Origin of the sequence: Flavobacterium cheongpyeongense, from assembly GCF_003202435.1 — a bacterium.
Classification (GTDB): domain Bacteria; phylum Bacteroidota; class Bacteroidia; order Flavobacteriales; family Flavobacteriaceae; genus Flavobacterium; species Flavobacterium cheongpyeongense.
The window spans coordinates 74866-88242 of record NZ_QJHK01000019.1 but is presented as its reverse complement, the minus strand read 5'-3'; the positions used below and the strand labels follow the sequence as shown (position 1 = coordinate 88242).

Annotated in this window: 12 protein-coding genes and 1 rRNA gene; 9 read left to right on the top strand and 4 right to left on the bottom strand. The window is 31.7% G+C overall.

The features are described 5' to 3' along the window. Together rrf and DMB65_RS18235 are read left to right on the top strand one after the other, a co-directional pair. Positions 1–93: ribosomal RNA gene (gene rrf, locus DMB65_RS18240) — 5S ribosomal RNA — on the top strand; the annotation flags it as partial. Positions 94–214: 121 nt separating this feature from the next. Then, positions 215–1867, top strand: coding sequence for a M1 family metallopeptidase (locus DMB65_RS18235; protein ID WP_110308064.1), 1653 nt, complete (start codon positions 215–217; stop codon positions 1865–1867). 168 nt (positions 1868–2035) lie between these two features. Here DMB65_RS18235 and tpiA read toward each other — a convergent pair whose 3' ends face one another. Continuing rightward, positions 2036–2788, bottom strand: a complete 753-nt coding sequence (gene tpiA / locus DMB65_RS18230) for a triose-phosphate isomerase (protein WP_110308063.1) — start codon at positions 2786–2788, stop codon at positions 2036–2038. A 47-nt stretch (positions 2789–2835) separates the two neighbouring features. Beyond that, complete coding sequence (locus DMB65_RS18225; RefSeq protein ID WP_110308062.1) at positions 2836–3330, bottom strand: TlpA family protein disulfide reductase; 495 nt, start codon at positions 3328–3330, stop codon at positions 2836–2838. Between the two features lie 329 nt (positions 3331–3659). On the opposite strand from DMB65_RS18225, the gene DMB65_RS18220 reads away from it, so the two are divergent. The 4 genes from DMB65_RS18220 to DMB65_RS18205 all read left to right on the top strand — a co-directional run bounded on the left by DMB65_RS18220 (position 3660) and on the right by DMB65_RS18205 (position 7729). Continuing rightward, positions 3660–5078 (top strand): amidohydrolase family protein, encoded by a 1419-nt coding sequence (locus DMB65_RS18220; protein WP_110308061.1) that lies wholly within the window; start codon positions 3660–3662, stop codon positions 5076–5078. A 121-nt stretch (positions 5079–5199) separates the two neighbouring features. After that, entirely contained in the window at positions 5200–5673 is a 474-nt protein-coding gene (rlmH, locus tag DMB65_RS18215; RefSeq protein WP_110308059.1) for a 23S rRNA (pseudouridine(1915)-N(3))-methyltransferase RlmH, read from the top strand. An 86-nt stretch (positions 5674–5759) separates the two neighbouring features. Then, positions 5760–7079 carry an MFS transporter gene (locus DMB65_RS18210; protein ID WP_110308058.1) on the top strand — a complete coding sequence of 440 codons (1320 nt, stop codon included), beginning with the start codon at positions 5760–5762 and terminating at the stop codon, positions 7077–7079. A 77-nt stretch (positions 7080–7156) separates the two neighbouring features. After that, positions 7157–7729 carry a pentapeptide repeat-containing protein gene (locus tag DMB65_RS18205; RefSeq protein WP_110308057.1) on the top strand — a complete coding sequence of 191 codons (573 nt, stop codon included), beginning with the start codon at positions 7157–7159 and terminating at the stop codon, positions 7727–7729. Here the strand turns inward: DMB65_RS18205 and DMB65_RS18200 are convergent, their stop codons facing one another. Both DMB65_RS18200 and DMB65_RS18195 read right to left on the bottom strand, forming a co-directional pair. Next, on the bottom strand, positions 7730–8227 hold the full coding sequence (locus tag DMB65_RS18200; protein WP_110308056.1) for a GNAT family N-acetyltransferase: 498 nt from the start codon (positions 8225–8227) through the stop codon (positions 7730–7732). Between the two features lie 36 nt (positions 8228–8263). Then, a complete protein-coding gene (locus DMB65_RS18195) occupies positions 8264–9304 on the bottom strand; it encodes a GMP reductase (RefSeq protein WP_110308055.1) in 1041 nt (346 codons plus the stop codon). A gap of 269 nt (positions 9305–9573) precedes the next feature. Here DMB65_RS18195 and DMB65_RS18190 point away from each other — a divergent pair, with 269 nt between their 5' ends. From DMB65_RS18190 to DMB65_RS18180, 3 genes are all read left to right on the top strand, one after another. Then, the gene (locus DMB65_RS18190; RefSeq protein WP_110308054.1) at positions 9574–10803 is read left to right on the top strand and encodes an HD domain-containing protein; all 1230 of its coding nucleotides are present in this window, start codon (positions 9574–9576) and stop codon (positions 10801–10803) included. 130 nt (positions 10804–10933) lie between these two features. Further along, a complete protein-coding gene (lpxD, locus tag DMB65_RS18185) occupies positions 10934–11977 on the top strand; it encodes a UDP-3-O-(3-hydroxymyristoyl)glucosamine N-acyltransferase (protein WP_110308053.1) in 1044 nt (347 codons plus the stop codon). Continuing rightward, positions 11970–13358, top strand: a complete 1389-nt coding sequence (locus DMB65_RS18180; protein WP_110308067.1) for a bifunctional UDP-3-O-[3-hydroxymyristoyl] N-acetylglucosamine deacetylase/3-hydroxyacyl-ACP dehydratase — start codon at positions 11970–11972, stop codon at positions 13356–13358. Before lpxD ends, DMB65_RS18180 begins: the two co-directional genes overlap by 8 nt. Positions 13359–13377: the final 19 nt, after the last annotated feature.

The following is a 13377-nucleotide window of genomic DNA, read 5'->3' as shown; positions in this document are numbered from 1 at the left end:
CGGGGCTCACCTCTTCCCATCCCGAACAGAGAAGTTAAGCCCGCCTGCGCAGATGGTACTGCAATTTTGTGGGAGAGTATGTCGTCGCCTTTCTTTTAAACCCTTCATCAATCGATGAAGGGTTTTTTTATAACTTTTTTTTTATTTAGTTATAAAATAATATTGAATGGTTATTTTTGATGTAAAAATATTTAATTCCTAAAATTTATAGTTAATGAAAAAGTATATAGTAATTTTTATTGCATTTTTTATTATTTTCTCATCAAAAGGCCAGGGACTTCTTAATAAATCAGAAAGGATGTTTACACATCAGGATACTTTAAGAGGGAGTATAACAAAAGAAAGAGCCTGGTGGGATTTAAAGTATTATCATTTAGATATAAAAGTAAATCCGACAGATAAATCTATTTCAGGTTTTAATACAATTCGATATACAGTTTTAAACAGTGACAACAAAATGCAGATTGATTTGCAGGAACCAATGCAAATTTATAAAGTGACTCAAAATGGTAAAGAATTAAAATTTGAAAGAGATGGAAATGTTTTTTTTATTTATTTAGTTGCAGATCAAAAAGCAGGTGATACCAAAGAAATAATAGTTTCATTTGGCGGAAAACCCAAAGAAGCTGTTAACCCTCCATGGGATGGGGGAATTACCTGGAAAAAAGATAAAAACGGAAAAGATTTTATAGCTTCGTCATGTCAGGGATTAGGTGCCAGTGTTTGGTGGCCATGTAAAGATCACATGTATGATGAAGTGGAAAATATGTTAATTAGTGTAAATGTGCCGGGACAGTTGACGGATGTTTCAAATGGAAGATTGCAAAGTGTCAAAAAAGAAAAGGATGGGACAAAGACATTTAATTGGTACGTTACTAATCCAATTAATAATTATGGTGTAAATATAAATATAGGAGATTATGTAAATTTCTCTGAAAGGTATAAAGGAGAAAAAGGAAATTTAGATTGTAACTATTTTGTTTTGAGAGACAATTTAGTTTTAGCTAAAAAGCAATTTAAGGATGTGCCAAAGATGTTAAAAGCTTTTGAAAATTGGTTTGGACCTTATCCATTTTACGAAGATAGTTACAAATTGGTAGAAGCTCCTTATTTAGGAATGGAGCACCAAAGTAGTGTTACTTATGGCAATGGCTATAAAAATGGTTATTTAGGACACGATTTGAGTGGTACTGGTTGGGGGTTAAAATTTGATTTTATTATTATTCATGAATCAGGACATGAATGGTTTGCAAATAACATTACTTACAAGGATATTGCGGATATGTGGATTCACGAAAGTTTTACCAATTATTCTGAAAGTCTTTTTCTGGAATATCATTACGGTAAAGTAGCAGGTGCAGAATACGTTATAGGTTGTAGAAAAGGAATTAAAAATGATATTCCGATTATCGGTCACTATGATGTTAATAATGAAGGCTCAGGCGATATGTATCCAAAAGGAGCCAATATGTTACACATGATGCGACAAGTGATTAATGATGATACAAAATGGAAATCTATTTTAAGGGGGTTGAATAGTACTTTTTATCACCAGACAGTTACATCTAAACAAATTCAGGATTATATCAATACCCAATCTGGGATTAATTTCAATCGAGTGTTTGCTCAATATCTTACATCAACTAATATTCCGGTTTTGGAATATATTTTTAAAGAGGGATCTTTGGGGTATCATTGGTCTAATTGTGTAGCTCAATTTGATATGCCAGTGAAAGTAAAATTGAATGGCATTGAAATGTGGCTTAAACCAACTACAGAATGGAAATCTGAAAAAATTACAGTTGATAAGCCAATAATAGAAGTAAGTAAAGATTTTTATGTCACAAGTTCCAATATCACAGAATAATATTGGGAAGCTATTTGTAAGGTAATACAATCAAAATTTTTTGTTAATTTTTTATTTTATATTTTATATTTCAACATTGTCTTTTCAAAGAGTTTTTACTGAAGTTAATAATACCCCCTGAAAATTTGATAATTATCAGGGGGAAGTTTCGGACAGACTCCTTGTATTTTAGATTGCTGTTACTATTGCCAGAAAATCATCTGCTTTTAAAGCTGCTCCACCAATTAAACCACCATCGACATCTGGTTTAGAGAAGATTTCTTTAGCATTTTCTGGTTTTACTGAACCACCATATAAGATAGAAACTTCATCAGCTATATCATTACCAAAAGTTTTTCGAATTGTTTCTCTAATAAATTCATGCATTTCCTGTGCTTGTTCAGGAGATGCTGTTTCACCTGTACCAATAGCCCAAACTGGTTCATAAGCCAAAACTACATTTGACCATGATTCTTTTGAAATATGGAACAATCCGTCACGTAATTGATTTTCAACAATATTAAAATGATTATCAGATTGACGGTCTTTTAACTCTTCACCAAAACAAAAAATAACAGTCATTTCATGTTTTAAAGCTGTATCAACTTTATTAGCAATTAAAGCATCTGTTTCGTTAAAGATAGCTCTTCGTTCAGAGTGTCCTAGGATAACAGTATTTACTCCTACACTTTTTAACATGTCTGCAGAAATTTCTCCGGTAAAAGCACCACCTTCAGCCTGATGAACATTTTGTGCTGAAACACCAATTGGAGTGTTTTTTAATTTATTAGTAGCAGCTGCTAAATTTATAAATGTTGGCGCAACGATAACCTGTGCATTTGTTTTTGCAGGTATTTTTGTAATTAATTCATTTAGTAATTCTTCAGTTTGACTAGCATTTTTATGCATTTTCCAGTTACCTGCAACAATTTTTTTTCTCATTTTGGATAATTTATTAATTTTTTTTTGTGATTTATATAGATTGAAATCTATTTGAGGCTTTTTAAAGTTTCATTGATTTTGTCAAAGTCAGTTTCAATAGCACGGTACAAAACAATTTTACCAGTTTTGTCAATAATGATGTATCTTGGAATCCAGTCCAGGTCAATTGCTTTTCCAAAAACACCCTTCATTCCGTCATTCATCATAAAATGATCCCCTTTTAATTCGTGTTTTTCAATTCCGATTTTCCATTTGTCGGCAGTTTTATCTGCAGAGATGAATAAATACGTAACCTCCGGATTGTTGGCTTGTAATTCCTTTACTTTTGGCATTGCCTTTACACAATCACCACACCATGAAGCCCATACTTCAATGACAAGAGTTTTTCCATTGTATTTATTTAAAATATCTTTAAATTCAACCTGGCTTTCATCAACGGCAAATAATTTCTCAGATAAAGCTTCTTTCGAAAAATTAACTTTTTGAGCTTTTGAACATGAAAATGTAGCAAAGGCAATAAGTAATATAACTAATTGTTTCATTTTTATATGTTTTCAACAAAGTTAAACAAACAAATTGAAACAGGAATACAGAATATAAAAATTCAGGAAACACACAATTTTGTATTCAAAAAGAGAAAAATCATTTATAAAAGAAAAATTGAAATCGTAATAGTTCTTTCTCATATTTTATTTTTTTGATAATTCTATAAATCATTATCATGACAAAATATTGTTTATCCCTTTTTTATTTTAGAATAAACGTCAAAATGATACCAACTATCAATCATTTTTTTAATGCATTGATTTGATATTAATTCTCGCTGATATTTTAAAATTAGCTATATTTGCGTGTAATTTAAACTTAGACTATGATAAGGATAATTACAATTTTCTGTTTACTGATGTCACAATTTAATTTTTCTCAATCGGTAGAAAATTATTTAGAAAAAATCAGAAATAACGAAGCTGCCTTAACAGCTTTTTTTCAACAAATGCCCAAAGGAGGTGATTTACATCATCATTTTTCAGGATCTATTTATGCAGAACCTCTTTTGAAAAGAGCTATTGCAGAAGATTTTTATCTGAATTTAGAAACTATGAAAGTCTCCAAAACAAAACCTGAAAAAGGTAATTGGGAAACTTTTTCTTCTCTTAAAAACAATGGGAAACTGGAATTTTACAAACAACAAGTCATGCAAACCTGGTCTGCAAAAGATTATAATGGTGTAGCAGTACCTTCTGATGATTTATTTTTTGATTCTTTCGACAAGTTTCTGCCTTTAATTGAAATTTCGTTTGCGGATGGATTAAAAGAATTAAAAAAGCGTGCCCTTTCTGAAAATGTAAGTTATATTGAAACACAATTATCTACAATCCCCTGCGATATGAAAGTGGATGATTTGGTTAATTTTAATTCCAAATTACGAGACGCAGCCAGTACTAAGGATGAAAAGGCTGTTTTGAAACTTTTAGATGATTTATATAATTCGATTCAGCAAAAAGAAGCTAAAAAGTATGCAGAAGATTTCAATACCAATTTTATTACGAAGCTGCATAAAGACTTAAAAATTGACGACGAACGATTTACGATGCGTTATCAAAATTTTGTACTGCGTTTTATGGAACCTGTTGATTTATTTAAAAACCTTGTTATTGCTTTTATATCGGCTAACGAAAGTAAACTGGTTGCTGGTGTAAACATTGTTTCTCCTGAAGATGGTGAAACTTCAATGAAAGATTATTGGCTGCATATGGTCATGTTTAAATATTGTCATTCTCGTTTTCCGAATGTAAAATATACACTTCATGCAGGCGAATTGACATTGGGATTGGTACAGCCGGAAGATTTAACCTGGCATATTAATTCTGCAATTTATATCGCTGGTGCCAATAGGATAGGGCATGGAGTAGATATTGCTTATGAAGCCAATTCGTACGATTTATTACGTTATATGACAAAAAATAATATTCCGATAGAGATAAATTTAGCCAGTAACGAATTTATTTTGAAAGTAAAAGAAGGCAGGCATCCATTTACACTTTATAAAGAGTTTAATGTGCCAATTGTTATTAGTACAGATGATGCTGGAATCTTAAGAACGAATATGACAGAGCAATATGTTTTATTGGCCAAAAGATATCAGGATGTTTCGTATAAAGAAATAAAACAATATGTATATAACGGTATTCATTACAGTTTTATTCAGGATGAATCGGTAAAAAAACAATTATTGAAGGATTTGGATACCAGATTTAAAACTTTTGAAAATCAATTTTCTAAAAATTAAATATGATATTAGAAGTCGTATTTCTATTTGTAAAACCTGAATTAACCAGTTAGTTAAACAGATTTAAATTTTCAAAGATTTGTAATAATTAGTGAAATTCATGAAAAAAAAACTTTAACTAATGAACATTAAACTTATTGCCATTGGCAAAACAGACAATAAATCATTACAAACTTTAATTGATGATTATACCAAACGCTTGTCGTTTTATATCAAATTTGATCTGGAAATTATTCCGGATATTAAAAACGTAAAGAATTTATCGGAAAGTCAGCAAAAAGAAAAAGAAGGCGAGTTGATTCTTTCAAAATTAACACCAACTGATCAGTTGATTTTATTAGATGAAAATGGAAAAAACTTTTCAAGTGTTGGTTTTTCTGAAGAATTACAGAAAAAGATGAATTCCGGAATCAAAACACTGGTTTTTGTAATTGGCGGGCCATATGGTTTTTCAGATACGGTTTATGCCAAAGCACAAGGGAAAATCTCGCTTTCACTCATGACATTTTCACATCAGATGGTGCGTTTGTTTTTTATTGAACAATTATATCGTGGTTTTACTATTTTAAGAAATGAACCCTATCATCATCAATAAAACAAAACAAATCATGATTATTTATTAATGAATATTCATGACGATTATAAGAAAAAATAAATAAATTAGCCTTCAAAACCAAAACCATGACAAACCTACAAAAAGGGAGTAAAAAATTATTGAATGCCTGGGCCTTTTATGATTGGGCAAATTCAGTTTATACGCTTACAATTTCATCAGCTGTATTTCCTATTTTTTATGGAGCTTTATTTTTGAAGCGAAGTCATTATATAGAAGTTTTCGGATTGGAATTGAAAAATTCAGCCCTGATTAGTTTTGTTACAGCATTTGCTTTTGTATTCGTTGCCTTTTTTTCGCCGTTTCTTTCAGGTATTGCAGATTATGTTGGGAATAAAAAAACATTCATGAAATTTTTCTGTTATCTAGGAGCTTTATCCTGCATGGGATTGTATTGGTTTAACCTTGAAAATATTTACATCGGATTATTATTTTATTTCTTGGGACTTATAGGATATTGGGGCAGTTTAGTTTTTTATAATTCGTATTTGCCTGATATCGCATTCCCTGAACAACAGGATAAAATTAGTGCCAAAGGATATTCTTTAGGATATATTGGAAGTGTTGTTTTACTGGTTGTCAATTTGATGATGATTATGAAACCTGACTGGTTCAATATTAAAGGAATTGCAACGCAATCGGCTAGTGAAATAGCGATGCGGTATTCTTTTGTAATGGTTGGAGTATGGTGGATTTTATTTAGCCAGTATACCTATTATTATTTACCGAAGGGAAACAAAGAAGACGGAGAAAAACTAACTAAATCTGTTGTTTTTAATGGTTTTAAAGAGTTAAAGAAAGTCTGGGCTATATTGAAAGACAATATTCCTTTAAAAAGATATTTAGGAGGATTTTTTGTTTCAAGTATGGCGGTACAAACCGTAATGCTCGTAGCGACTTATTTTGGAGCGCAGGAAATTCAATGGGCATCTGAAGAAGAAAGTACTATTGGCTTAATTAAATGTATTTTAATTATTCAATTAGTTGCCGTTGTTGGCGCTTTTTTAACCTCTAGAGCTTCTGAAAAATTTGGAAATATTCCAACTCTAATCGTAATTAATAGTATTTGGGCGGTCTTTTGTGCATTGGCATTTTTTATTACTTTACCCATACATTTTTATGTAATGGCTACTGTAGTTGGGTTTGTTATGGGAGGAATTCAGGCGTTGTCACGTTCAACGTATTCAAAATTATTACCTGAGACAGAAGATACGGCATCTTTTTTCAGTTTTTATGATGTTGCCGAAAAAATAGGAATCGTAATAGGAATGTGTCTTTACGGAATAATCGATCAGGTTACCGGAAGCCCTCGTTTGGCAATTGTGTTTTTAGCCTTGTTTTTTGTGATTGCTATTTTTCTTTTAAGAAGAGTGCATCAGAATAATTAATAAAATAATCTAAACGCAATTATCATGCATTTGATTCTTGCGTTTTTATTTTAAACGAAATAATAATAGTTTCCTTAATGAAGAGTGAATATTTTCTAGATAAAGAATATCATAATATCATTTACGATAGGGATGGGGCTAATTTTAAGGAATTTGAATGTTGTGTTTTTAATCATTGTAATTTTTCTGCCTGTACTTTTTTAGCTGTTACTTTTATTGACTGCATCTTTAATGATTGTATTTTTAATGAGGCAAAAATCAATTATGTGGCTTTTAGGACCACATTTTTTAATCGATGTGAAATCAAAGATGTCAATTTTGCCATGTGTGACAAACTCATTTTCGAAATTCATTTTAATGATTGTGTTTTGGATTTTTCGAAATTTTACACTTTAAAAATAAAAGGAACAACTTTTACAAACTGCAGTTTGGTTGCCGTAGATTTTATGGCTACAGATCTTACGAGTGTTCTTTTTGCTAATTGTGATTTGTATCGGTCCGAGTTTAATAAAGCAATTGCGAACAAGGCAGATTTTAAGACCAGTTATAATTATACTATCGATCCATCTAAAACTAAACTTAAAAAAGCGGTTTTTTCTTTACAAGAGGTAAAAGGTTTATTATTTAAGCATGACTTAATTGTAAACTAATTACAATTTTTTCGTCATCACATAATCTTCCATCAAATATCCTTTACCAATATCAATATTAACTTCATTAATAATTTCAAAACCGGTTTTTTTATAAAAATTCAATGCCGAATTGAATCGGTTTACATTTAAGGAAAGGGCAGTTGAATGATTTTCTAAAGCCAATTTTTCAATCTTTTCAATTACTTTTTTGCCAATACCTTTTCCTTGAGTTTCGGGCAAAAGATATATTTTATGAATTTTAGTTACAGCTTCATCTTTGTAATTATGTTCAATTCCAATGAAACCCAAAATTACTTCATCTTCTGAAATCATATAAAATAATTGTTCTTTTTTCTCAAATTGATTTATTAATTCTTCATTAGAATAAAATAAATCGAGCATATACCTTAATTGTTCTTTTGATAAAATTTGGCCATACGTTATTGGCCATGTTATATTTGTTATATCCTGAATATTTTTGATGTCTTTGACTGTTGCTTCTGAAATTCTAATCATATTGAATTAAAAGGAATGCTTTAAAATTTTTAAATCTTACTTAGAAAAAATTTGATTTTCCTGTTCGCTGACTCTTATAAATGTTGTTCGTTTAGTCAATTCTTTTAGTCTTGAAGCTCCAACATAAGTACAGGTGCTGCGCAAACCGCCTAAAATATCCAGGATGGTGTTAATAACGTTTCCCTTAAACGCAACCTGAACTGTTTTGCCTTCACTTGCCCTGTACTCTGCAACTCCACCTGAATGTTTATCCATTGCAGTTGCAGAACTCATTCCATAAAATTGTTTGAATTTTTCGCCATTTACTTCAATCAATTCACCACCGCTTTCGGTATGTCCGGCCAGCATTCCGCCAAGCATCACAAAATCTGAGCCTGCACCAAAAGCTTTTGCAACATCACCCGGAGTTGTACAGCCCCCGTCACTTATAATATGTCCGCCTAACCCATGGGCGGCATCTGCGCATTCAATAATAGCCGAAAGCTGCGGATAGCCTACACCGGTTTTTATACGTGTGGTACAGACAGACCCGGGGCCAATGCCAACTTTAACAATATCTGCTCCTGCCAATAATAATTCTTCTGTCATTTCGCCTGTTACTACGTTTCCGGCGATAATAACTTTCTCAGGATATTGTTTGCGTGTTTGTTTTAAAAACCGAACAAAATGTTCAGAATATCCATTGGCTACATCAATACAGATAAATTTTAATAATGGATTTGATTTAATGATTTGAGCAATTTTTGCCGCATCTTCCTTTCCGGTTCCGGTGCTGATAGCAATATAATTATAAAAATCTGGGGTTACGTTTTGTAGAAAATCATCCCATTCCTGAACCGAATAATGTTTATGGATAGCAGTAAAAAGTCTTTCTTTGGCTAAAACAACAGCTATATCAAAAGTACCTACTGTATCCATATTAGCAGCCATAATTGGAATTCCTGTCCATGATGCTGTACTGTGCAAAAAATTAAAATTTCTTTCTAAAGATACTTCTGACCTGCTTTTTAAAGTCGATCTTTTTGGTCTGATCATTACATCTTTAAAGCCTAATTTAAGATCGGTTTCTATTCTCATAATTTCGAAATTTTTGTTACTTTCAAATATATTAATTTTGAAAACGGCAAGGTTCAGAACAACGCAAAAACTAATCTTTAGTTATTAACATCTTACAAAAAGGAAGTTTTATGAATTTGATGATGGGGTTATGATTTGGTTGAAAGTGTTTGTAATTAGTGTTTTTTGGGATTCCTGATGACTGAATTTCTTTTTGTTTTTTAAGATAAAAACAGAAAACACTTTATAGTTAATTACTTATATTTGTTGACTTAAAAAATACCCTGATAGTGAATCATATTAATAAGTTAAAAATATTCAATGACCCCATTTATGGCTTTATTTCTATTCCGAATGAGCTTATTTATGATTTAATCCAGCATCCGTATTTTCAGCGTTTACGCCGTATTTCACAAATGGGGTTATCGTATTTGGTTTACCCCGGAGCAAATCATACCCGCCTTCATCATGCCTTGGGTTGTATGCATTTAATGCAAAAAGCAGTTGAAACACTTCGTTTTAAAGGAGTTGTTATTTCAAATGATGAAGAATGTGCTTTATTAATAGCTATTTTATTGCATGATATTGGTCACGGCCCATTTTCTCATGCCATGGAAAAAAGTATTGTAGAGGATGTTAATCATGAAGCAATTTCACTTTTGTTTATGAATCAGCTCAATAAAGAATTTAATGGGAAATTAAGTTTGGCTATTCAGGTTTTTAGAGGAGAATATCACAGGAAGTTTATGCTGCAATTGATTTCAAGTCAATTAGATATGGACCGGATGGATTATCTGAAACGTGACAGTTTTTACACAGGCGTTGCAGAGGGAAATGTTAATTCTGAACGCCTCATCCAGATGATGAATGTTGTGAATGATGTTTTAGTAATCGAAGAAAAGGGGATTTATTCTGTAGAAAAATTTCTATTATCAAGAAGATTGATGTACTGGCAGGCCTATTTGCATAAAACAAGCCTTGTTGCCGAATTAATTTTAATGAAAGTTTTAAAAAGAGCTAAAGAATTGACTCTGAAAGGTGTGTCATTGCCTTGTAGTGAGGCCCTTGGTTATTTCTTGCAAAACAAAATTTCGCTAGAAGATTTTGATTCAGAAAAATTAGATTTATTTTCTCAATTGGATGATTTTGATATTATCAGTGCGCTGAAAGCCTGGCAAAAGCAACACGATTTTATTCTTTCTACACTTAGCAAAATGATTATTAACAGGGATTTGTTGAAAATTAAATTAAGTGCGGAAAAAATTCCCATGGAAGAATCCCAATCCTTAAAAGAAGAATTTGCCAAACAGTATCATATATCAGCTATAGATGCAGGGTATTTTATTTTTAGAGGAAAAATTAAGAATCAGGCTTACAGTAAAGAAGCAGAACCAATACGAATTTTGAAAAAAGATAAAACAATTGAAGATGTTGTTGAAGCATCTGACCAGCTCAATTTGAAATCGTTATCTAAATTGGTGACAAAATATTATATCTGTTTTCCAAAACAACTAATCTAAAATTAACATTTAAAACCTATTTTTTATATTTTTGTCGGAATGAAACAAACTAGTACATTTTTTTTGAAGATAAGCAGAGCGTTATGTATGGATTTCCATCTTATTCGTATAAAAAATAGAATCCAATAAGATGAAATTTACAGCAGAACAAATAGCAGGAATTTTAGAAGGAAAAGTTGTTGGGAATCCCAATGCCGAAGTTTTTCGACTATCTAAAATTGAAGAAGGAGAAGAGGGATCACTTACTTTTCTGGCGAACCCGAAATATATAAACTACATTTATAGCACAAAAGCTTCTGTAACAATTGTTAATAATTCTTTTGTACCGGAATCTGAAGTTACTACTACGTTGATAAAAGTTGAAGACGCCTATGTGTCTTTTTCTAAACTTTTACAGTTTTACAATCAGGTAAAATTAAATAAAAGCGGAATAGAACCACAGACTTTTATATCTGAAGGAACTAAATATGGTGAAAATTTATATTTGGGAAGTTTTAGTTATATCGGGCAAAATGTGGTTTTAGGGGATAACGTAAAAATATATCCAAACAGTTTTATAGGTGATAATGTTGTTATAGGAGATAATGTACATATTTTTGCAGGCGCTAAAATTTATTCAGAAACAATAATTGGTAATAACTGTACCATACATTCTGGAACCATTATTGGTGCTGATGGTTTTGGTTTTGCCCCAAATGAAGATGGGGAGTATAATAAAGTACCACAAATAGGGAATGTTATTATAGAAGATAATGTAGATATTGGTGCTAATACAACCATCGACAGGGCTACTTTGGGGTCTACTATCATTAGAAGGGGAGTAAAATTAGACAATCAGATTCAGATCGCTCATAATGTAGAAATTGGAAAAAATACGGTAATTGCTGCTCAAACAGGCGTTGCAGGTTCTACCAAAATTGGAGAAAACTGTATGATTGGCGGGCAGGTTGGTATCGCAGGCCATTTAACAATTGGTAATAATGTTAAGCTACAGGCCCAATCGGGGGTTGCAAGAAACATTAAAGATGATGAAACCTTACAGGGAAGCCCTACGTTTGGCTATAGCGATTTTAGCAAGTCCTATGTCCATTTTAAAAACTTACCTAAGATTGTTGCTGAATTAGAAGAATTAAAAAAACAAATAATAAACCCAAAAAATGGAAATAATGGTTAAACAGAAGACCATCAAGAATGAAATTTCACTAACAGGAGTTGGATTACATACTGGAAAAGAAGTTACAATGACTTTTAAACCTGCTCCTATTAATAATGGTTTCACTTTTGTTAGAGTTGATTTGCAAGGTCAGCCTGTAATTGAGGCTGATGCCAATTATGTAGTTAACACACAAAGAGGAACTAATTTAGAAAAATTAGGTGTAAAAATCCAGACTCCAGAACACGTTTTAGCTGCATTAGTTGGTTGTGATCTGGATAACATTATTATAGAATTAAATGCTTCTGAACTTCCAATTATGGATGGTTCTTCGAAATATTTTGTAGAAGCAATAGAAAATGCCGGAATCGAAGAACAAGATGCAAAGCGTAATATTTACGTTGTAAAAGAAGTAATTTCATTTACTGATGAAACTACGGGAAGTGAGATTTTGGTTATGCCAAGTGATGATTATCAGGTTACCACAATGGTTGATTTTGGCACAAAAGTTTTAGGGACACAAAATGCTACTTTAAAAAGCATTACTGATTTTAAAGAAGAAATTTCAGACTCCAGAACCTTTAGTTTTTTACATGAGTTAGAGTCTTTATTAGAGCATGGTTTAATAAAAGGCGGTGATTTAAATAATGCGATTGTTTATGTAGATAAAGAAATTTCAGACTCTACAATGGAAAGCTTAAAGAAAGCTTTTGGAAAAGAAGAAATTTCGGTTAAACCAAATGGAGTTCTTGATAATTTAACCTTGCATTATCCAAACGAGGCAGCCAGACATAAACTTCTGGATGTTATAGGGGATTTATCTTTAATTGGAGTTAGGATTCAGGGAAAAATCATTGCTAATAAACCAGGTCATTATGTGAATACACAATTTGCCAAAAAATTAGCAAAAATTATAAAAATAGAGCAAAGAAATCATATTCCTGTTTACGATTTGAACCAGGAGCCTTTGATGGATATTCATAAAATCATGGCCGTGTTGCCTCACAGACCTCCTTTTTTGTTGATAGACAGGATTATTGAAATGTCAGCAAGCCATGTGGTTGGATTAAAAAATGTTACAATGAATGAAAATTTCTTCGTAGGTCATTTTCCTGATGCTCCTGTAATGCCGGGTGTATTAATTGTAGAAGCAATGGCACAAACGGGTGGGATTTTGGTTTTAAGTACTGTTCCGGATCCAGAAAATTATTTAACTTATTTTATGAAAATAGATAACGTTAAATTCAAACATAAAGTTTTACCTGGGGATACTTTGATTTTTAAATGTGATTTGATTTCTCCTATAAGAAGAGGAATTTGTCATATGCAGGCAAATGCTTACGCAAACGGAAAATTAGTAGCCGAAGCAGAATTAATGGCTCAAATTGCAAGAAAACAATAATCATTTAATCAAATTTATT

Coding starts and splice junctions, on each gene's coding strand:
- rlmH (WP_110308059.1), top strand. CDS start 5,200: ATGAACATTAAACTTATTGCCATTGGCAAAACAGACAATAAATCATTA.
- lpxD (WP_110308053.1), top strand. CDS start 10,934: ATGAAATTTACAGCAGAACAAATAGCAGGAATTTTAGAAGGAAAAGTT.
- DMB65_RS18210 (WP_110308058.1), top strand. CDS start 5,760: ATGACAAACCTACAAAAAGGGAGTAAAAAATTATTGAATGCCTGGGCC.
- DMB65_RS18235 (WP_110308064.1), top strand. CDS start 215: ATGAAAAAGTATATAGTAATTTTTATTGCATTTTTTATTATTTTCTCA.
- DMB65_RS18205 (WP_110308057.1), top strand. CDS start 7,157: ATGAAGAGTGAATATTTTCTAGATAAAGAATATCATAATATCATTTAC.
- tpiA (WP_110308063.1), bottom strand. CDS start 2,788: ATGAGAAAAAAAATTGTTGCAGGTAACTGGAAAATGCATAAAAATGCT.
- DMB65_RS18220 (WP_110308061.1), top strand. CDS start 3,660: ATGATAAGGATAATTACAATTTTCTGTTTACTGATGTCACAATTTAAT.
- DMB65_RS18200 (WP_110308056.1), bottom strand. CDS start 8,227: ATGATTAGAATTTCAGAAGCAACAGTCAAAGACATCAAAAATATTCAG.
- DMB65_RS18180 (WP_110308067.1), top strand. CDS start 11,970: ATGGTTAAACAGAAGACCATCAAGAATGAAATTTCACTAACAGGAGTT.
- DMB65_RS18195 (WP_110308055.1), bottom strand. CDS start 9,304: ATGAGAATAGAAACCGATCTTAAATTAGGCTTTAAAGATGTAATGATC.
- DMB65_RS18225 (WP_110308062.1), bottom strand. CDS start 3,330: ATGAAACAATTAGTTATATTACTTATTGCCTTTGCTACATTTTCATGT.